The following is a 20154-nucleotide window of genomic DNA, read 5'->3' on the forward strand; positions in this document are numbered from 1 at the left end:
TGCGCGCAACGGGGGGTCGCTGCGATCAGCCCGCTGCACCCTGCCCGACGGCCTGCATGGCCGCGTGCTCGTGCAGCGCCTTCTCCGCCTCGTGATCAATCGGCTGCAGGTCGAACACGACCTGTTTGACGGTGCCGGTGAACGCGTAGGGCGCCTTGTCCTCATATGCGCGGTCGACAACCAGCCCATTGTCGCGGCCGATATCCATGCCCGCGTACGACGAGAACGCGATCGGCACCGTGTTGGGCATGTCGCCTTCGCCGATGAGCTCCCCGTCGGCCCACAAAGTCACGTGCCCACCGGAACCCGGTGTGGGGTCGGTGATCTCGAACAACATCTTCACAGTGACGTCGCCGGTAGGAATAGGCGTGCTCGATACCTGGTGGTAGGTATCTACTCCGAGCATCGAGTAGGTGTGATGCAGCAGTGACTGCTCGTCGACCCAGAGCGCAAACCCGCCGATGAAGTCGGCGTTGGCCACCAGAACGCCCTCAGCGCCGCCGTCGGGAATAGTGACCTGCGCCTCGATCGAATAGGAGCGGCCGAGGATGCGGGGAACCATGCCGCGTTGGATGTTCTGCACGTCACCCCGGAAAGCGAAGCGGGTGATCGTCGGCATCGGCGGCAGGTCGCCGAGCAGCACCGACATCCCGCCCAGCAAGGGCAACACCCGGTTGCGTTCGGCCTCGGACCACCACAGTTCCTTCAGCTCGACGAGTTTCTCGGGCTGCGTGTCGGCGAGGTCGTGCGCCTGCGAGAAGTCGTCGGGCAGGTAGTAGAGCTCCCAAACGTCATTGTCGGGGTCGTAGTCACCGTCTGGCCCGAAGCGGCGGATGGTCTCCGGCGAGAAGTCCCACGGCGCCTTGTCCAGGCGCGTGCACGCCCACCAACCGTCGGCGTAGATGGCCCGGCTGCCGAACATCTCGAAGTACTGGACCGTGCGGGTTTCGGCCGCGCCGCCGTCGGTGAGGCTGGTACCGAAGCTGGTGCCGTCCATCGGTTCCTGGTCGAATCCATCGACGCTGACCGGCATCGGCAGCCCCACCACGTCGAGCACGGTCGGTGCGATGTCGATGCAGTGCGTGAACTGGGTTCTCGGGGCCTTGTCGGCGGTGATGCGCGCGGGCCAGTGCACAATCATCGGATCGCGGGTGCCGCCGAGGTGGCTGGCCATCTGCTTGCCCCATTGGAATGGCGTGTTGTTGGCATGCGCCCACGCCGACGCGAAGTGCGGGGCGGTGTGCTCGCCTCCGAGAGCCTCGATGCCGCCGTACTGCTCGATGAGCTTGAGCTGATGCTCCGCGTCGAGCACGACGCCGTTGAGGAAGGTCATCTCGTTGAATGAACCGGTGATCGTGCCCTCCATGGATGCCCCGTTGTCACCCCAGATGTAGAAAATCAGGGTGTTGTCCAGGTCACCGAGGTCATCGATGGCGTCGACGAGCCGGCCTACGTTCCAGTCGGCGTTCTCCGAGAAGCCGGCGAAGACCTCCATCTGCCGGACATAGAGCTTGCGCTGGTCGTCGGTCAGGCTGTCCCAGGCCGGGAACAAGTCCGGGCGCGGGGTGAGTTCGGTGTCGGGCGGGACGATGCCGAGCTGCTTCTGACGTTCCAGGGTGCGCTCGCGGTAGGCATCCCAGCCGTCGTCGAAACGGCCCTTGTACTTGTCGGCCCATTCGGAGAAGACGTGATGGGGCGCATGCGTCGCTCCGGTTGAGTAGTACATCATCCAGGGTTTGGTGGCGTCCTGGGCACGTACGGCGTGCAACCACTCGACGGCCTTATCGGTCAGGTCGTCCGGGAAGTAGTACGCTCTGCCGTCTTTGCCTTCGCTCGGAACTCCGATCACCCCGTTGTCCTGGGTGATTATCGGGTCGTACTGCCCAGCCGCCCCCGACAGGAAGCCCCACCAGTGGTCGAAGCCCCAGCCGTTGGGCCACCGGTCGAACGGCCCGGCGGCGCCCTGGACATTGTCCGGTGTGAGGTGCCACTTGCCGAAGCCGCCGGTGACGTAACCGTTGTCGCGCAACACGCGCGGCAGCGGGGCGATGGTACGCGGCAAAGTGGCCGAGTAACCCGGGTACGGCCCGGGGTACTCGGCGATCGACCCGAATCCACAGCGGTGGTGGTTGCGGCCGGTCAGCAGGGCAGCCCGGGTCGGCGAACACACCGCGGTGACGTGGAAACGGTTGTAGGTCAGCCCGTTCTCGGCGAGTCGGCTCATGGTCGGGGTGCTGATGTCGCCGCCGAAGGTATCCGGGCCACCGAACCCTGCATCGTCGATCAGGACGATCAGCACGTTGGGCGCGCCTTCGGGGGCCTTCACACCGGCCGCGATGGACCAGTCGGAAACCGATTCGCGCAGAGTACGGCCCGCGACACCGCCGAAAGCCTTGTCCGGGATCGGCAGCCTGGTGCGGTCGGGGCTGAACTTACCCATCGCCTCTTCCAGAGCGCTTTCCAGGCCACGCATCGTCTTCGAATCCAGTTCTGCGACCGACTTCAACAGAGATCCGGTCAGGACTCGCTCGAGAGCCAGTCGGCTGGCCGCCGGTATCACCGCGATGATCACCCCTGTGCCCTCCGCCAGCGCCTGTCCGATCTTGTCCTGCAAGCCCGACTTGACCCGATGATCGGCGAACGTGCCTGCGACAGCGCCGGCAGCGGCGCCGACGGCGACCGCGGCCAGCAGCGGTGGCGCGAACAGCCCGACCGCCAGGCCCACACCCGCACCCCAGCCAGCACCCCGGCGGCCCATCTGGTTGCCGGTGTCGACGAGGGTTGCGTTCCCCTCGGCGTCCTTGGCCACCAGCACCGCGCCACGCATTGCGAACTTCTTCTCCACTACCTGCGCGGTCAGTGCGTCGAAATCCGTTGTCGCGACGCCCAGATCCTGATACGCAGCAACAACGACGATCGCAGGATCCTCTGCCATGACTTCTCCTCCGGTCCGGGGGGATTCCGGCCACCACCCTAGGCGCGGCTCCTGCGACCGGCCACCTGCTACCCCACCAAACACTTGACATATGAGGACGAATATTTGACAGTCCAGGACATGTCGGTGGTGCGCGGGACGTCGATGTCGAACTATCCCCAGCTGGTAGCCAGGCTGGGCGGCGACACCGCTGCCCTGCTCGCCCACGCAGGGATCGATCCGGCAGCCGTCGGCAGCAGCGACGTGTTCGTGCCCCTGTCACGAGTCATCGCCGCCATCGAGAACGCGGCCGAAGTCCTGGAGGCTCCCGACTTCGGCCGTCGGCTGGCCGCACTGCAGGGCATCGAGATCCTCGGACCGGTCGGCGTGGCTGCCCGCACTTCCGCCACGGTGGCCGACGCGCTGGACATATTCGAGAACTTCCTGACGGCATACAGCCCGGCGATGACGGTCCGGGTTGCCGCGCTCCCCAACCCGCAACGCTCGTTCTTCGAGTTCCAGTTCGTCGACCCCGCCCTCCCCGCAACCCCACAGGGGTGCGAACTCTCCCTCGGGGTGATCCTGCGAGTGCTGCGATTCCTGCTCGGCGAACAGTACGCCGCACTTTCGGTGCACATTCCTCACGACCCGCTCACCCCAGTCGAGGAGTACCGAAAATTCTTCGGCTGCACTCCGATGTTCGCTCAGCGTGCCGCGGGTTTCACCATCAGATCAGCAGACCTGAAGAGGCCACTGAAACGCGACGACCTCGCTCACGACGCCGTCGTCCAATACCTGACGAGCATCATCGCCGTCGACTCGCGCACCACAACCTCGGTACGGACGCTGGTGCGACAATTGCTGCCTAGCGGCACAGTGACATTGGAGCTCGTCGCCGAGCAGGTCCACCTGCACCCGAAGGCGTTGCAGCGCCGCCTCGCCGCCGAGGGCACAACCTTCGCGGCGGTCGTCGATGAGATTCGCCGCGGGCTTGCCGAACGCTACCTGCGCGACACCCGGATCACTTTGGCTCACCTGGCTCGTGAATTGGGCTACGCCGAGCAAAGCGTATTGACCCGCTCCTGCCACCGTTGGTTCGGCAGCGGGCCGGCCGCATACCGTAAACAGTTAAAGCTCAACTGAACTGACGAAGGACCGCAACTCCCCGGTGAACGGATCTTCGAACTGCAGTCGGCGCGCCACCAACCGCAACGGCGCGGAGAAGTCGTCGGCGGCCACGTCGAGGATCCGCGGATACAGCGGGTCGTTGTCGATCGGCAACCCCAGCGACGCCATATGCACCCGCAGCTGATGAGTGCGGCCGGTGCGCGGACTCAGCCGATAACACCCGCCACCCAGCGACTCGACCAGCGTCTCGGCATTGGGCTCACCCGGCTCCTCAAAGGCCTGCATCTGACTGCGCCGCTTGATGATTCGACTGCGTACCAGTAACGGTAACTCGACGTTCAACTGCGCCGAGGAACGGGCCAAATAGGTCTTATGTACCGCGCCGCGCGCGAACAGCGTCTGATACGCACCACGAACCTCGCGGCGCACGGTGAACAGCAGCACCCCCGCGGTCAGCCGGTCCAGCCGATGGGCTGGACTCAGCTCGGGCAGATCCAGCGCGCGCCGCAGCCGCACCAGGGCCGTCTGGGCGACATGTCCGCCGCGGGGCATCGTCGCCAGGAAGTGCGGTTTGTCGACGACGACGATGTCGTCGTCGCGGTAGAGCACCGGCATGTCGAACGGCACCGCCACCTCGTCGGGCAGCTCCCGGTATAGGTAGACATGCGCACCGGGCGGCAACTCGGTAGCCGGGGTGACCACCGCGCCAGCCGCGTCGACCACCTCACCGGCGCGCACCTTGGCCAGTCCGTCGGCACCGAACCGCCGGGCGAACTCGTCGGCAACATTGCCGCCCTGCAGGCGAAGCCGTGCCGGCCCCACACCGTCGCGCACCGGCAAAGGGGGCACGCGCGCGGGTCGCCTCAATGCCCACTCAATTCAGGGGCACCGGCTCGAGGATCTCGGCCCGGGCCTCCGGCGCCGCCACTCGCAGCGCATCGGCCGATTCGTCATCGGGCTGGCGTTGCGAGAGCACCTCGGCCTCCACCCGCGCCCGATAGGTCTCGACTTCGCGGTCGACGTCGGTCTGGCTCCAGTTCAGGATCGGCGCGACGACCTCGGCGACCTCCCGGGCGCAGTCGACGCCGCGGTGCGGGTATTCGATCGAGATCCGCATCCGGCGGGCGAGAATGTCCTCCAGGTGCAGGGCGCCCTCGGCGGCCACCGCATAGGCCGCCTCCACCTTGAGATAGACGGGCGCATCGGTGATCGGCTCGAGCAACTCCGGGCTGTCCGCCGCCAGCGCCAGCACGTCGCCGATCAGCGAGCCGTAGCGGTCCAGCAGGTGGCGCACCCGGTAGGGATGCAGACCGTAGCGGGCCCCCACGCTCTGGGTCTGGTTGACCAGCGCGAAGTATCCGTCGGCACCCATCAGCGGCACCTTCTCGGTGATCGACGGCGCCACGCGGGCCGGGATGTACTCGGCCGCGGCGTCCACCGCGTCGGCGGCCATCACCCGATAGGTCGTGTACTTGCCGCCCGCGATCGCCACCAGCCCCGGCGACGGCACCGCCACCGCGTGCTCGCGGGACAGCTTGGAGGTCTCCTCGCTCTCCCCCGCCAGCAGCGGTCGCAACCCGGCATACACCCCGTCGATATCGTCATGGGTCAGTGGTGTGGCCAGCACGGTGTTCACATGGCTGAGGATGTACTCGATGTCGGCCTTGGTCGCGGCGGGGTGGGCCAGGTCGAGATTCCAGTCGGTGTCGGTGGTGCCGATGATCCAGTGCGTGCCCCACGGGATGACGAACAGCACCGACTTCTCGGTGCGCAGGATGATCGCCACCTCGGACACGATGCGGTCGCGGGGCACCACGACGTGCACGCCCTTGGACGCGCGGACCCGGAACCGGCCGCGTTCCTTGGACAATGCCTGGATCTCGTCGGTCCACACCCCGGTGGCGTTGATCACCACATGGCCGCGAACGTCTTCCACGGCGCCGTCCTCGGAATCGCGGATCGTCACGCCGATCACCCGGTCGCCCTCCCGCAGCAGCGACACCACCTGGGTCGATGTTCGCACCACCGCGCCGTAATGCGCGGCGGTCCGGGCGACGGTCATGGTGTGGCGGGCGTCGTCGACGACGGTGTCGTAGTAGCGGATGCCCCCGATCAGCGAGCTGCGCTTGAGGCCCGGCGCCAGTCGGAGCGCGCCGGCCTTCGTCAGATGTTTCTGTGGCGGAACGGATTTCGCACCACCCAGCTGGTCATACAGGAATATGCCGGCCGCGATGTACGGCCGCTCCCACACCCGCTTGGTCAGCGGGAACAGGAACGGCAGCGGCTTGACCAGATGCGGCGCCAGGGTGGTCAGGGACAGCTCGCGCTCGTGCAGCGCCTCGCGCACCAGGCCGAACTCCAGCTGCTCGAGGTAGCGCAGCCCGCCGTGAAACATCTTCGAACTGCGGCTCGACGTTCCCGACGCGAAATCCCGCGCCTCGACCAGGGCGACCTTGAGCCCGCGGGTCGCGGCATCCAGTGCGCAGCCGGCCCCGACCACACCGCCGCCCACGACGACCACGTCGAACTGTTCGCTGCCCAGTCGCTCCCAGGCGTGTGCGCGCTCAGTTGGTCCGAGAAGGGTCTGACCGGTGCCCGGTCTAAGGATCGGGTCGCTCATAGGCTCAGGCTAGTCGAGATCATCGTGCGCCATGAGACGGCGCGCAGCCTCGACGATCGACCCCGACAACGACGGGTAAACCGACAGCGTCTGCGCCAGATCGGTCACCGAGATGCGGTTTTGCACCGCCAGGGTGATCGGCAGGATCAACTCCGAGGCGATCGGGGCCACCACCACCCCACCGATGACCACGCCGGTGGCCGGGCGGCAGAAGATCTTGACGAAGCCACGCTTCAGCAACGACATCTTGGCCCGCGCATTGGTGCTCAGCGGCAGCATCAGGGTCCGGGCCGGGACCGAGCCGTTGTCGATCGCGGTTTGCGGGACCCCGACCGCGGCGATCTCGGGTCGGGTGAAGGTGGCCGAGGCCACCGTGCGCAGACGGATCGGGGCCACCCCCTCGCCCAACGCGTGATACATCGCGATCCGGCCCTGCATCGCCGCGACCGAGGCCAGCGGCAGCAGCCCGGTGCAGTCGCCTGCGGCGTAGATGCCGGATGCCGCCGTCCGGGACACCCGGTCGACCGGGATGTAGTTGCCCGGCCCGAGCTCGACACCGACCCGCTCAAGGCCCAGGCCAGCGGTGTTGGGTACCGACCCGACCGTCATCAGCGCATGGCTGCCCTCGACGACACGGCCGTCAGCCATCGTGACCTTGACCCCGCCAGATGCTCCTGAGCCGGTGCGCAGCACCGAGTCGGCCCTGGCGTTCTTGACCAGTGTCACACCACGCTCGGCGAACACCTCTTCCAGCACGGCGGCGGCGTCGCTGTCCTCGTGCGGCAGGATCTGGTCACGACTGGCCACCACCGTGCACGTCACTCCGAGTTCGGTGTAGGCGTTGCAGAACTCCGCCCCGGTGACGCCGGAGCCGACGATCACCAGGTGCTCGGGCAACTCAGCGAGATCGTAGATCTGACGCCAGGTCAGGATTCGCTCACCGTCGGGTACGGCGTTCGGCAGGACCCTCGGGCTGGCTCCGGTCGCAATCAGCACCACGTCGGCCTTGAGGACGCCGGACTGGCCGGTGGGCGTCGTCACGCGGACGCGGTGGTGTGCCATTCCCGGGACGGCATCGATCAGTTCGCCGCGGCCCTGCACCACGTTGACCTTCTCGCGCAGCAGCTGGGTGCCGATGTCGGCCGACTGGGAGCGGGCCAGCGTCTTGACCCGGTTGTTGATCGCGGGCAACGAGATCTTGGCGGCGTCGATGCCGATGTCGAAACCCATCCCGGACGCGCGGCGCAGCTCGGTCCGCACCCCGGTCGAGGCGATGAACGTCTTGGACGGGACGCAGTCGAAGAGAACGCAGGCACCGCCGATGCCGTCGGAGTCCACCACGGTGACCTCGGCCACGTCCTTACCGCGGCCCGCTGCGACCAATGCGGCCTCGTAGCCTGCCGGTCCCCCACCGATGATCACGATCCGCGTCGTCACGTGCCCAATCTAATCACCCGGGTCGCTTCGCTCCTGCCCACCGGATCTAATCACCCGGGTCGCTTCGCTCCTGCCCACCGGATCTAATCACCCGGGTCGCTTCGCTCCTGCCCACCGGATCTAATCGTCCGACTCCCTGCGCTCCCGCTCTGGGGACGTTCTAGGCTTTCTCCGTGCCGCTCTACGCCGCCTACGGGTCCAACATGCATCCCGAGCAGATGCTCGAGCGCGCGCCGCACTCCCCGATGGCCGGGACCGGCTGGTTGCACGGCTGGCGGCTGACCTTCGCCGGCGAGGACATCGGCTGGGAGGGTGCACTGGCGACCCTGGTCGAGGACCCGGACGCCAGGGTGTTCGTGGTGCTCTACGACATGACGCCCGCCGACGAGCAGAACCTGGACCGCTGGGAAGGCTCCGAGCTCGGCTTCCACAAGAAGATCAGATGCCGCATCGAGTGCGAATCCACCGACACCACAACCGATCCCGTGTTGGCCTGGCTCTATGTGCTGGATGCTTGGGAGGGCGGACTTCCCTCGGCGCGCTACCTCGGCGTGATGGCCGACGCCGCCGAGATCGCCGGCGCGCCAGCGGAGTACGTACACGACCTGCGTACCCGCCCGGCGCGCAACATCGGCCCCGGGCACGGCGGCTAAGCCTTTCCCGGCGAGCGTGCGTGTCTGCTCGCCGACACGCCGCTGCGGGGGCGCACTTCACGCATACTCGCGCGACGCCAAATGCGCACCGATGCGGTTGACGAGTACGCTCGGTTGGCGCCGGACGTCGTCGACGACTATCGGCACGACCATCCAGCCGAGGTCTTGGAGTGCAGCCAGCTTCTCCCTGTCGCGCCGAAGCGCGTCCGCCCCGACGTGCCATTCGCCGCTGTCGTACTCTGCGGCAACCCTGTGTTCTGGCCAGGCGAAGTCGAGCCTGCGCAGCCTTCCCCTGGCGTCGACCACTTCGTGTTGAAGGACCGGGTTGGGTAGTCCGCCATCGATCATGACCAGGCGGGCCTCGCTTTCCATCGGCGACTCGGCTCGACCGTCGGCAAGCGGAACCAGCTGGCGGACCTTGACGATGCCCCGCCTCCCCTGCTGTGCCACCACCGCGCCAGCCAGCTCATCGAGATCGCATGACCGTGAGCGGAGGGCGGCATCGAGCGTGGCGAGCGCTCGCGGACGGCGCAACGTGCGAGCCACCTCCACGGCAGTCCACGCCGGCGCAGTAGCCGGCCGCCCCGACACCGTGACCAGAGGCGCGCCATCGCGGCGGTGCACGACAAGTCCGTCGGCGGGCCGCAACTGGTGCCCATTCGGGTTCACCACGTGCAGATCGGTGGAGCCCTCGGTGTCGAAACCGTGGACATGCGCCGCGGTACCCATGCAAACGGCAACCGCCTCACCGCAGGCCAGATCGAGACCCTTGAGCCTGCGGACCCTATCGGCGGCTCCGCGGCTGTAGATACCTCGCCAGATACGTTCTACTGCAGCACATTCCAGCAACGTATTGAAGTTACCCCGACTCACCAGAGCAAGAATCTGCCCTGCCGTGGCCACTCCGTCCTGCCTGTCGAATAGGGCGGCAAGCTCATCGCGCACACCGGTGATGCTGCACGCGTGCCGCCTCGCCCGAAAGCCAGCCCTGTGCATAACGAGCGTGCGCGACACGCCGACCAATACCGCGTGTCACGGCACCGACACGCACGCTCGCACTCAGATCAGCCGCGCGAGCGCGTGTATTCCCAAGCGTCGGAGACGATCTCGTCGATACTGGTGTGCCGTGGCCGCCAGCCGAGTTCGGTGATGGCCTTTTCGCTGGAGGCGATCAGCACCGCCGGGTCACCCGCGCGTCGCTCGACATCACGGGCCGCGATCGGCCCGCCGGTGACGCGCTCGCAGCAGGCGATCACCTCACGAACCGAAAAGCCGGTGCCATTACCCAGGTTGTAGATGCGATGTTCGCCCGGCCGCGAGCTCTGCAACGCAAGCAGGTGCGCATCGGCAAGATCGCGGACGTGAATGTAATCACGGATGCACGTGCCATCCGGAGTGGGCCAGTCGGTGCCGAACACCAGGATCTCCGGTCGTTGTCCGCTGGCCACCTGCAATACCAGCGGAATCAGATGGGTCTCGGTGGCATGGCGCTCACCGAAGCCGGCGTAGGCACCCGCGACATTGAAGTAGCGCAGGCTCGTGGCGGCCAGTCCGTGCGCGGAGGCGTATGACGTGATCGCATGGTCGATCGCGAGTTTGGTGGCGCCATAGGCATTCGTCGGCCGGGTCGGCGCGTTCTCGGTGATCGGCACCGACTCCGGTTCACCGTAGGTCGCCGCCGTCGAGGAGAACACCAGCCGAGGCGTGCCGGCCGCGCGCATCGCCTCCAGCAGCTCCAGGGTCTTGACGACATTGCCGTACCAGTACTTCTCCGGCTCGGCCACCGACTCCCCCACCAGGGATTTCGCCGCGAAGTGCAACACCCCGTCGAAGGATCCGCCGCCCAGCAACTCCGGCGCGGCCGCGACCATGTCGGCCTCGACGAACAGCGCCCCGGGCGGCACGGCGTCGGCATTGCCCGTCGACAGGTCGTCGATGACCACCACCTCGTGCCCCTGCTCCAGCAGGACCTGGGCGCACACGCTGCCGACATAGCCCGCCCCGCCGGTGACTAGCAGCTTCATCAGAACGCCGCGGACTGCTCGACGATATTGACCAGAACCCGAACCCCGACCGCCAACGCCCGCTCGTCGAGGTCGAAGGTCGGCTGGTGCAGGTCCAGTTGCGGTCCGCGACCACTCCATACGCCCAGCCGCGCCATCGCCCCGGGCACCTCCTCCAGATACCAGGAGAAGTCCTCACCGCCACCCGACTGACGGGTGTCGGCCAGGGCGTCGGGAGCCACCGCCTCGATGGCGTGCGTCATGATCTGCGTCGAACGTTCCTCGTTGACCACCGGCGGCACACCGCGATGGTATTGCAGCGTGTGCTCAATGCCGAGCGGAGCAAGGAGCCCTGAAACAGTCTCCTCTACAAGGCTTTCCAGAGCCACCCAGGTTTCGCGACTCGCGGTGCGGACTGTGCCCGCCAGCGTCCCGCTCTGCGGAATCGCATTGGCCGCGACTCCTGCGTTGGCCGCCCCCCACACCATCACGGTGCCGTGCCGGGGATCGATCCGGCGGGACAGCACACCGGGCAACCCGGTGATCAGCGTCCCCATCCCGTAGACCAGATCCGACGTCAAGTGCGGCCGCGACGTGTGCCCGCCCGGCGAGTGCAAGGTGATCTCGATCGAGTCCGCCGCCGACGTGATCGGACCCGGGATCACCGCGACCCGCCCCACCGCCAACCGGGGGTCGCAGTGCAACGCGAAAATCCGCGACACCCCGACCAGAGCGCCGGCGGCAATGGCGTCGATCGCTCCGCCGGGCATCAGTTCCTCGGCCGCCTGGAAGATCAGTCGCACACCGACCGGCAGTTCGGGCACCGACGCCAGCGCCGTCGCGGCCCCGATGAGCATCGCGGTGTGGGCGTCGTGGCCGCAGGCGTGCGCGACATTCGGCATCGTCGAGCTGTACGGGGCGCCGGTGCGCTCGGCCATCGGTAGCGCATCCATGTCGGCACGCAATGCGATCCGCGGTGCGTAATCGGGGCCGAAGTCGCACGTCAGACCCGTCCCACCGGGCAACACTTTCGGGTTGAGCCCGGCTTCCACCAGCCGATCGGCGACGAACTGGGTGGTGGCGAACTCCTGGCGCCCCAGCTCCGGATACCGGTGGATGTGACGGCGCCACTCGACCAGGTCGTCGAAATGCCCAGCCAGCCAGGACTCAGCGGTATCGGCGATACTCATCGGCGCTTGGCCTCCCGTCGGTCCCGTAGCTGCAGCACACGGTCCCGCTCGACGGCCGTCTGCGCCAATCGAACGACCGTGCGGGCCAACATGACCGCCCCCTCGGTGACCGCACGGTCACCGCTGGGACCGGCCGCGGCGGTGGTGAAGCCGGGCTGGTGGATCACCGCACCGCCGGATTCGATGCCGACCACCGGGTGGATACCCGGGAGCAGCTGGGTGACATTGCCCATATCGGTGCTTCCCAGCGGCATTGCGGACTCCACCTCGACGGGCACCGGGTGACGGCCCATCTTGGTCATCTCGCCGCGAAACACCTCGGCGAGCCACGAGTCGGGGGTCAGCTCGGCATACGGTGGTGCGGCTTCGGCGATCTCGTGTTCACATCCGGTCGCGACCGCTCCTGCTGCGAAGCATCCGTGCATCTTGGCTTCCAGTTCCCGCAGCGATTCGGTGTCGACCGCCCGCATCGTGTACTGCAGCTGGGCCCGACCCGGGATGATGTTCGTGGCCGAGCCGCCCTCGGTGACGATGCCGTGGGCGAGCTGACCGGGAGCCATCTGCTGGCGCAGCAGCCCGATCGCCACCTGCGCGACCGTCACCGCGTCGGCGGCGTTGACACCGAGGTACGGCGCAACGGCCGCATGCGACTCACGACCGGCATAGGTGACGATCGTCTCCGAGAGCGCCAGCGAGCGCGCGGCGGCAATGTCGATCGGCCCCGGGTGCAGCATCACCGCGGCGGCGACATCATCGAAGACACCCGCGTCGATCAGCAGGGCCTTGCCGCCGCCGGACTCCTCCGCGGGCGTGCCGATCAAGGCCACGGTGAGCCCCAGTTCGTCGGCCACCTCGGCCAGCGCCAAGGCAGTACCGACCGCCGACGCGGCGATGATGTTGTGTCCGCAGGCGTGGCCGATACCGGGCAGTGCGTCGTACTCCGCGCAGATCCCGATGACCAGCGGGCCCGAACCGAAGTCGGCGCGAAACGCGGTGGCCAAACCACCCGGCGCCGCGCTGATCTCGAAGCCCCGCTCAGCCACCAGAGCCTGGGTCTTGGCGCAGCTGCGGTGCTCGTCGAAGGCCAGTTCCGGCTCGGCGTGAATGGCGTGGGAGAGTTCGATCAAGTCACCTCGACGCGCCATCACGACGTCCTCGACGCGGGTCGACGCGGTGGCGGTAGGCATCAACGCAGTATCGCATTCAGCGATAGGCTCGCTGGCTGTGAGTCCAGACGCCGAGCACGCCGCCGCGGTGATCGCCGAAAGCACCGGTGTGGCACGACACGACATCGCCGTGGTTCTCGGGTCGGGCTGGACGCCGGCGGCAGCAGCACTGGGAACACCGGCCGCCGAGATCCCGATGTCGGCGATCCCCGGGTTCACTCCCCCGTCGGCACTCGGGCATCGCGGCCGGGTGCTGTCGGTGCCGCTCGGAGACCACAACGTGCTGGTGCTGCTGGGCCGCATCCACGCCTATGAAGGCCACGACCTGCGCGCCGTCGTCCATCCGGTGCGCGCGGCACGTGCGGCCGGCGCGCAGATCGTCGTGTTGACCAACGCCGCCGGCGGCCTGCGGCCCGAATACCGGGTCGGGCAGCCCGTGCTGATCAGCGACCACCTCAACCTGACCGCGCGCTCGCCGATGGTCGGCGCACAGTTCGTCGACCTGGTCGACGCCTACTCGCCGCGGCTGCGTGAACTGGCCCGCTCGGTCGACCCGACCCTGACCGAAGGCGTCTACGCAGGCGTGCCGGGTCCGCACTACGAGACTCCTGCCGAGATCCGGATGCTCCGCACGCTGGGGGCCGACCTGGTCGGTATGTCGACCGTGCACGAGACCATCGCCGCCCGGGCTGTCGGCGCCGAAGTACTCGGGTTTTCGCTGGTGACAAACCTAGCCGCCGGGATGACCGGTCAGCCGCTGAGTCACGACGAGGTGCTGGCCGCCGGCCGCGCGTCAGCCACCGCGATGGGTTCGCTGCTGGCCTCGGTATTGGCGCGCCTGTAGGCGACTCGAACGAAACCGCGGGCGAGCAGAGGCGATGATGAAACCGCCGAAGGCTTCCAGCTGCTGCTTCGCGACCGAGCTCAGCGCGACCAGTGGCTGTACGAGACCATGCGCGATCACCTCTCCGAGTTGGAGTTCAACCTGCTGATGCTCACCGCGCCGGTACTGCGCAAGCTCGCCGATGCCGACCACAGGGCACAATCGGTGCCGTGACCCCCGAGGACTGGATCGCCCATGATCCCGATCCGGTCACGGCGGCCGAATTGGCCGCCCTGGATCCCGACGAGCTCGCCGCCCGCTTCGGCCGGCCCTTGACATTCGGCACCGCCGGCCTGCGCGGTCCGGTACGCGGTGGGCCGGACGCGATGAACCTCGCGGTGGTGTTGCGAGTCAGTTGGGCGGTCGCCCGGGTGCTCGCCGGTCGAGGCCTGGGCGGTTCGGCCGTCGTGGTGGGCCGCGACGCCCGGCACGGGTCGGCGCAGTTCGCGATTGCCGCGGCCGAAGTATTCGCCGCCCAAGGCTTTGCGGTGATCACCTGGCAACATCCGGTGCCAACCCCGGTCGTGGCGTTCGCCGTCCGGCACACCGGCGCCGCCGCAGGGGTGCAGATCACCGCATCCCACAACCCCCGAGGTGACAACGGCTACAAGGTCTATCTCGAGGGCGGGCTGCAGATCATCTCGCCCACCGACCGCGAGATCGAGACCGCGATGGCCGCGGCGCCACCAGCCGACCAGATTCCCCGCCTACCCGCGCCGCCCACCGATGACACACTGGTCGACGCCTACGTCGGGCGAGCGGCGAGCCTTCGGCGGAACGCCCACGGAGCGCCGCGGGTGGCGCTGACCGCCATGCACGGGGTCGGCGGCGAACTCGCCATACGCACGCTGCGTGCCGCCGGGTTCAACGATGTCCACACGGTGACAAGCCAATTCACGCCGGACCCCGATTTTCCGACGGTGACGTTCCCCAACCCCGAGGAGCCCGGCGCGGCCGATCTGCTGCTGGAACTGGCGGGTCGGATCGGTGCCGATATCGCCATCGCGCTGGACCCCGATGCCGACCGCTGCGCCGTCGGCATCCCCACTCCCGACGGGTGGCGAATGCTCTCCGGCGACGAAACTGGCTGGCTACTAGGCGATTACATCTTGTCCAGCCTTCCACCCGGGCAAGCCACCAGTAGCGTGGTGGCCAGTAGCGTGGTCTCCTCGCAGCTGCTGGCGGCGATCGCCGCAGACTACGGCGCCCAGCACGTCGAGACGCTGACCGGTTTCAAATGGCTCGCCCGCGCCGACTTCGGTCTGAGCGGGCGCAGTCTGGTCTACGCCTACGAGGAAGCAATCGGGCACTGTGTCGACCCGTCCGCCGTCCGCGACAAAGACGGGATTAGCGCCGCCGTCCTCGTGTGCGATCTGCTGGCCAGTCTTGGCGCTCAGGGTGATTCGATTCCCGCTTCGCTCGACCGGTTGGCCCGCAGATATGGGGTGCACACCACCGCGGCGGTGTCACGCCGAGTGGCCGACGCCGAGGAAGCCGCGGCGCTGATGGGCCGGCTTCGTACCGCGCCCCCCACCGAACTGGCCGGCTTTCCGGCCACCGCAACAGAGCGAGCCGATGCCGTGTTCCTGACCGGTGGCGACCAACAGACGTCGGTCCGGGTCGTGGTGCGGCCTTCGGGTACCGAACCGAAAGTCAAGTGCTACACCGAGGTTGGCCAGGCGATCAGCACGGATCTGGCCGATGCGCGCGAGCGCGCTGGCGCGCTGCAACGGAGTCTGCTGGAGTCCGCGCGGAACTGGTAGTCAACGCGGCCCGAACTGGCGATCACCGGCATCGCCGAGACCGGGCACGATGTAGGCGATGTCGTTGAGGCCATCGTCGATGGCGGCCGTGAACAGCCGGGCTTGCGGAGCCGCTTTCTCGAGCGCGGCGATGCCCTCCGGTGCACACACCACACACACCACGGTGATGTCGCGGGCACCACGGTCAAGCAGCAACCCGATCGTGTAAACCATGGAACCGCCGGTGGCCAGCATCGGGTCGAGCACAATTACCGGCTGAGCACTCAGGTCTTGCGGCAGGGATTCCAGGTAGGGCGTCGGCTGATGAGTGGTCTCGTCACGGGCCACGCCGACGAAACCCACCTGCGCCTCGGGGATCAGGGCACTCGCCTGGTCGACCATCCCCAGCCCGGCGCGCAAGACCGGTACCAGCAGCGGCGGAACAGCCAGGCGCGCGCCGGTGGTCTCGGCCATCGGAGTCCGAACTGTGACGTCCTCAGAGGGTGCGCTTCGGGTGGCTTCGTAGACCAGCATGTGAGTCAGCTCCCGCAACGCACAGCGAAAGGAGGCGTTGTCGGTGCGCTCATCGCGCAGCGTGGTCAGCCGCGCCCGGGCCAATGGGTGGTCGATCACGCACACATCCATGCGCAGAGACTAGAGGAGCGTCACCGGGCGTGGCAGCCGAGAACAAACGCCTTGATCATTGCGGTGTACTGGTAGGCGTACTCCCAGGCCCAGTACCAGAGCGGATAGTCGTAGGTGCGCGGCACCGGCCGCATGGTGACGCTGCCGTCGAAGCACTGGTGAAATATGTAGCGCGCCCGCACCATGTGGTAGTTCCAGGACACCACGATCACGCGAGTCCAGTGGTGTTGCTTGGCAAGACGGGTCAGGTACATCGCCTCGCCGCGGGTGGTGAACGGCACCGGCCGAAAGCAGATGACGGTCACTGTCGGGGTGCCCGAGGCGCACGCGCGGCGGTAGTCCGCGGAATCCGCCTCGTCTTCGGAGTAGGCGTTGGACAGCACGACCGTATCGGCGTAGCCCTGCTCGGCCAGGCTCAGGCCGTACTCCAGCCGACCGTCGTTGTCGCCGCCGAGCACGATGATCGCGTCGGCTTTGGTCAACGGGTCTGCGCGCGGGCGGTTGAACAGGAAGTATCCGGTGACACCCAGGATGCCGACGATTCCCAGGCCGATCACCGCCACGATGGCCAGCGCGCGACGCCACCTCCCCACGGGGGGCAGGTTACCGGTCAGCAAGCGTCGTTAGGCTGTGCGGCATGGCTGCTGAGCTCGTTCCGGTCCGCATCGGCGTGACCGCAGGTGACCTGTACACGCTGTGGGCGCCCCGCTGGCGCGACGGCGGCGACGAGTGGGAGGCGTTCCTCGGCAAGGACGAGGACCTCTTCGCGTTCGAATCGGTGGCAGATCTCGCCGCATTCGTTCGCACCAACACCGACAACGATCTGGCCGATCACCCAGGGTGGGAGGACCTGGTGGGGGCCAATGCCCACAAGCTTGTGCCGAAGCCGGACCGCGAGGTCGATCTGATCTCGGTCGAGGAGACCCTGTCGGAGAAGCCGACCGAGGAGTCGGTGACCGCGCTGGCCAACACCATGGCGATCGTCTCCTCGATCGGCTCGGTGTGCGAGCTGCCGGCGGTGACGCGGTTCTTCAACGGCAACCCCAACCTGGGGCTGCTCTCCGGTGGTATCGAACAGTTCAGCGGCAAATCAGGGCGTAAACGCTGGAGTGTGGTCGGCGAGATCGTCGGCCGCGGGTGGGATGGGGTGCTGTCGGCGATCGACGAGGTCATCACCACCCCCGAGGTCGACGAGCGGGCCGCCAAGCTGGCCGCCGACGAGCTCGAAGAGCCATACGAGGAGGAGACGGAGGAGCCGTCGGAGAGCGCAGCCGGCGAGGACGCCGACGAAGACGCCGGCGAGCCGGAGACCGAGAAAAGTGCCGACGAGCGGGCGCCGCAGGACGATGTGGTGCTCGGCAGTGACGAGGACTTCTGGGCCGCGGTCGGCATCGACCCGGTGCGCATCACGCTCGGCTCGGGAACGCTGTACACACTGCGCTGCTATTTCGACGACCGGCCGATCTTCCTGGGGCGCAACGGCAGGATCAGCGTGTTCGGATCGGAGCGTTCGCTGGCCCGCTACCTCGCCGACCAACGCGACCACGATCTGTCGGACCTGAGCACCTACGACGACATCCATACCGCGGCCACCGACGGCTCGCTGCGGGTCGACGTGACCGAGGACAACATCTACATGCTCACGGGGCTGAGCGACGACATCTCCGACGGGCCCGACACGATCGACCGCGATCAGCTGGAGCTGGCCGTCGAACTCGTCCGTGATGTCGGCGAGTACTCCGAGGAAGACGTTGTCGACCGGCTACTGGCCCAAGACCGTCCGCTCGGCAAGCTCGTCGACTACGTGCTCGATCCCGAGGAGAACTCTCGGCCCGCCGGACCGTATGCGGCGGCGGTGCAGGAGTGGGAAGAGATCGAGCGGTTCGTGGAGTCGCGGCTGCGCCGCGAATAGCGGTGCGCCCAGGCCCCTAGGAGCTGGACCCCGAACTCGCCTTGGCGCGCTTCGACGAGCCCACACCGCTGTGCTTGGACGTCGAGCTCGAGCTGGAGGAGCCACTCGAGCTGGAACCGGAACTCGAGCTGCCCGAAGTCGAGGCCGCCGACACGGCCTTCTTCGTCGAGGCCGCCGAGGCTGTCGAGGCCGTTGAGGTCGAAGTGGGGCGCGGCCGGAAGTGACCGATAGCGCTGCTCGTGCTCGTCGACGTCGCGGAATCGGTGTCATCAGTCGACGATGAGGACGACGAGTCGCTGGATGTCGATTCCGTGGTCGACTCGGTCGAGGTACTCGTCGCTGCCGAGTTGGCACTGGCGGTCTCGGTCGTTTCCGAGTCGGTATAAGTGACGTCGGGTCCGCCGACACCGTACGGACCCGGCCGCGTCGTCCCCAACGGACGAACCCCGAAGAGATCTTCCATCCCGTTGTCCAAACCGACCGGAATCGCTTCGACAAAGTCTTTGGTCAGTTTGACCGGATTCTCGAAGTAGAAGATGTTCCACGACGTCGGCTCGCCGGGGCTGACGCTGCGGTCGTAGGCCGATTCGATGATGACGCGCAGGGCGGGGTCGAGGGTGTCCGCCAGCGCATGACCCAGCGTCCCGAAGTTCTCCAGCGGCATCAGAATCGGAAGGATCGGGGTGGAGATCAGGTAGTAGTGGGTGTCGCCGTACTGGCCCTGATCGATGACACCGGGATCGGTGAGGCTGGTGTCGTCGTAAACCCCACCGAGATGCAGGTAGGTGATGCCCATCATCGCGTTGACGACGGCCAGCAGATTCAGCGGATTCTCCGGGAAGTCCGACCATCCGTCGTACTCGGCGGCGGTGTCGACGGTTTCGTACTGGGTGTTCGTCGGGGTCGGCCCGCTGAAGGTCGCGCCGCCGAACTGGAGGAACCACGGGATGGTGACGCCGGTCGGCCCGCGCGACAAGAACCCGCCATTGGGGCGGTTTCCGTTGGCGATCAGCACAAAGCTGACGTCCGGGCCCTCGCCATAGGCGTATTCCGCTGCCAAGGACCGCTTTTCGAGGGTCGCGATCGTGGAGCTCTGCGAGAAGCCGTAGACCACGAATGTGTCACCCGGCGCCGGTGCGACCGAGCCCACCTCGGTGTTGTAGTTGCACGACGTGCCTTTGATGCAGTTGTCCAGGTTCTGCACGCCCAGGGCCACCGACTGGTCGTAGGTCAACGTGCCGGTATCCGGCGCGAACTGTTCGGGCGTGACGACCGCGACTCCGTTGTAGGGGCCCGCCGGGATACCGGCGCCCAGCGTCGAGGCGGGGTCGACGTAATTGCCGACGGCACCTGCGATATAGCTTTCGACGAACTCGTCGGTGTCCTCGGCGGGTGACAGCGAGTGTCCGGTGCCGCCCATCACGAGAACCGTTGTGCCAGTGAGTAGAAGCTTCAGAGTCGCCGTCGTTGTCGAAACGAGGGCCACGGACAGGAACACTGCCAGTGCAGCGATCGACACTGCCGTGCTCCGAGCCGCTGAGCGCATATCGGGTCACACCCCTATCCCGGTCAGTATCACGCACGACGAGAGCGAACCACCTGCCCCCGACCAGGCCTGAGAGACTCTATCAGCAAACGCAAAACTGGGCACCCGACGTGCACCGAATCGGGGGCAACCGCAGCCCCGGTGAGGCCAGCCGGACCGCAACCACTACCGACGACTAGGGCAAACCGGCCAGGAGCCGTCCCGTCCCGGCCGGCGAGAAATTGACACCGGCGAAACCCTCCCGCAAACCCGTCATAGCCGCCGAACCGCGGAATGCTAACCTTCTGGGAACGACAAGGGGTGTTGGCTCATCAG

General features: G+C 67.3%; 16 protein-coding genes and 1 pseudogene. 6 read left to right on the top strand and 11 right to left on the bottom strand.

The features are described from left to right. Positions 1 to 25 precede the first annotated feature (25 nt). Positions 26 to 2935 carry an arylsulfatase gene (locus ORI27_RS25575; protein WP_265999876.1) on the bottom strand — a complete coding sequence of 970 codons (2910 nt, stop codon included), beginning with the start codon at positions 2933 to 2935 and terminating at the stop codon, positions 26 to 28. Positions 2936 to 3055: 120 nt separating this feature from the next. On the opposite strand from ORI27_RS25575, the gene ORI27_RS25580 reads away from it, so the two are divergent. Then, on the top strand, positions 3056 to 4057 hold the full coding sequence (locus tag ORI27_RS25580; RefSeq protein ID WP_265999913.1) for an AraC family transcriptional regulator: 1002 nt from the start codon (positions 3056 to 3058) through the stop codon (positions 4055 to 4057). Here ORI27_RS25580 and ORI27_RS25585 read toward each other — a convergent pair. From ORI27_RS25585 to ORI27_RS25595, 3 genes are read right to left on the bottom strand one after another with little or no spacing between them, the layout of a single operon-like run. Beyond that, positions 4043 to 4909: a pseudouridine synthase gene (locus ORI27_RS25585; protein WP_265999875.1), complete on the bottom strand. Its 867-nt coding sequence runs from the start codon at positions 4907 to 4909 to the stop codon at positions 4043 to 4045. The two genes, ORI27_RS25580 and ORI27_RS25585, sit on opposite strands and share 15 nt — an antisense overlap. Positions 4910 to 4916: 7 nt before the next feature. Further along, positions 4917 to 6662, bottom strand: coding sequence for a glycerol-3-phosphate dehydrogenase/oxidase (locus ORI27_RS25590; RefSeq protein ID WP_265999874.1), 1746 nt, complete (start codon positions 6660 to 6662; stop codon positions 4917 to 4919). A gap of 9 nt (positions 6663 to 6671) precedes the next feature. Beyond that, positions 6672 to 8099 carry an NAD(P)H-quinone dehydrogenase gene (locus tag ORI27_RS25595; protein WP_265999873.1) on the bottom strand — a complete coding sequence of 476 codons (1428 nt, stop codon included), beginning with the start codon at positions 8097 to 8099 and terminating at the stop codon, positions 6672 to 6674. A gap of 173 nt (positions 8100 to 8272) precedes the next feature. Between ORI27_RS25595 and ORI27_RS25600 the strand changes: the two genes are divergently transcribed. Next, a complete protein-coding gene (locus ORI27_RS25600; protein WP_265999872.1) occupies positions 8273 to 8752 on the top strand; it encodes a gamma-glutamylcyclotransferase in 480 nt (159 codons plus the stop codon). A gap of 57 nt (positions 8753 to 8809) precedes the next feature. On the opposite strand, the gene ORI27_RS25605 is transcribed toward ORI27_RS25600, so the two are convergent. The 4 genes from ORI27_RS25605 to ORI27_RS25620 all read right to left on the bottom strand — a co-directional run bounded on the left by ORI27_RS25605 (position 8810) and on the right by ORI27_RS25620 (position 13132). After that, complete coding sequence (locus ORI27_RS25605; RefSeq protein ID WP_265999871.1) at positions 8810 to 9697, bottom strand: hypothetical protein; 888 nt, start codon at positions 9695 to 9697, stop codon at positions 8810 to 8812. A 119-nt stretch (positions 9698 to 9816) separates the two neighbouring features. Further along, the gene (gene galE, locus ORI27_RS25610) at positions 9817 to 10776 is read right to left on the bottom strand and encodes a UDP-glucose 4-epimerase GalE (RefSeq protein ID WP_265999870.1); all 960 of its coding nucleotides are present in this window, start codon (positions 10774 to 10776) and stop codon (positions 9817 to 9819) included. Further along, positions 10776 to 11945: an amidohydrolase gene (locus tag ORI27_RS25615; RefSeq protein ID WP_265999868.1), complete on the bottom strand. Its 1170-nt coding sequence runs from the start codon at positions 11943 to 11945 to the stop codon at positions 10776 to 10778. The genes galE and ORI27_RS25615 overlap by 1 nt, the downstream gene beginning before the upstream one ends. Next, a complete protein-coding gene (locus ORI27_RS25620) occupies positions 11942 to 13132 on the bottom strand; it encodes a M20 family metallopeptidase (RefSeq protein WP_265999867.1) in 1191 nt (396 codons plus the stop codon). Before ORI27_RS25620 ends, ORI27_RS25615 begins: the two co-directional genes overlap by 4 nt. 22 nt (positions 13133 to 13154) lie before the next feature. Here ORI27_RS25620 and ORI27_RS25625 point away from each other — a divergent pair, with 22 nt between their 5' ends. From ORI27_RS25625 to ORI27_RS25635, 3 genes and pseudogenes are all read left to right on the top strand, one after another. Further along, a complete protein-coding gene (locus ORI27_RS25625) occupies positions 13155 to 13955 on the top strand; it encodes a purine-nucleoside phosphorylase (protein ID WP_265999912.1) in 801 nt (266 codons plus the stop codon). 42 nt (positions 13956 to 13997) lie between these two features. Beyond that, positions 13998 to 14168 (top strand): annotated as a pseudogene (locus ORI27_RS25630) (MarR family transcriptional regulator); the annotation flags it as partial. After that, complete coding sequence (locus ORI27_RS25635) at positions 14165 to 15757, top strand: phospho-sugar mutase (RefSeq protein ID WP_265999866.1); 1593 nt, start codon at positions 14165 to 14167, stop codon at positions 15755 to 15757. The pseudogene ORI27_RS25630 and the gene ORI27_RS25635, both read left to right, overlap by 4 nt. On the opposite strand, the gene upp is transcribed toward ORI27_RS25635, so the two are convergent. Together upp and ORI27_RS25645 are read right to left on the bottom strand one after the other, a co-directional pair. Further along, on the bottom strand, positions 15758 to 16381 hold the full coding sequence (gene upp / locus ORI27_RS25640) for a uracil phosphoribosyltransferase (protein WP_265999864.1): 624 nt from the start codon (positions 16379 to 16381) through the stop codon (positions 15758 to 15760). 20 nt (positions 16382 to 16401) lie between these two features. Further along, positions 16402 to 16974 (bottom strand): YdcF family protein, encoded by a 573-nt coding sequence (locus tag ORI27_RS25645; protein WP_265999862.1) that lies wholly within the window; start codon positions 16972 to 16974, stop codon positions 16402 to 16404. Positions 16975 to 17018: 44 nt separating this feature from the next. Between ORI27_RS25645 and satS the strand changes: the two genes are divergently transcribed. Next, positions 17019 to 18293, top strand: a complete 1275-nt coding sequence (satS, locus tag ORI27_RS25650) for a protein export chaperone SatS (protein WP_265999861.1) — start codon at positions 17019 to 17021, stop codon at positions 18291 to 18293. A 16-nt stretch (positions 18294 to 18309) separates the two neighbouring features. Here the strand turns inward: satS and ORI27_RS25655 are convergent, their stop codons facing one another. Beyond that, positions 18310 to 19713, bottom strand: a complete 1404-nt coding sequence (locus tag ORI27_RS25655) for a PE-PPE domain-containing protein (protein WP_266074025.1) — start codon at positions 19711 to 19713, stop codon at positions 18310 to 18312. Positions 19714 to 20154: the final 441 nt, after the last annotated feature.

The organism is Mycobacterium pinniadriaticum, assembly GCF_026242045.1.
GTDB lineage: Bacteria > Actinomycetota > Actinomycetes > Mycobacteriales > Mycobacteriaceae > Mycobacterium > Mycobacterium pinniadriaticum.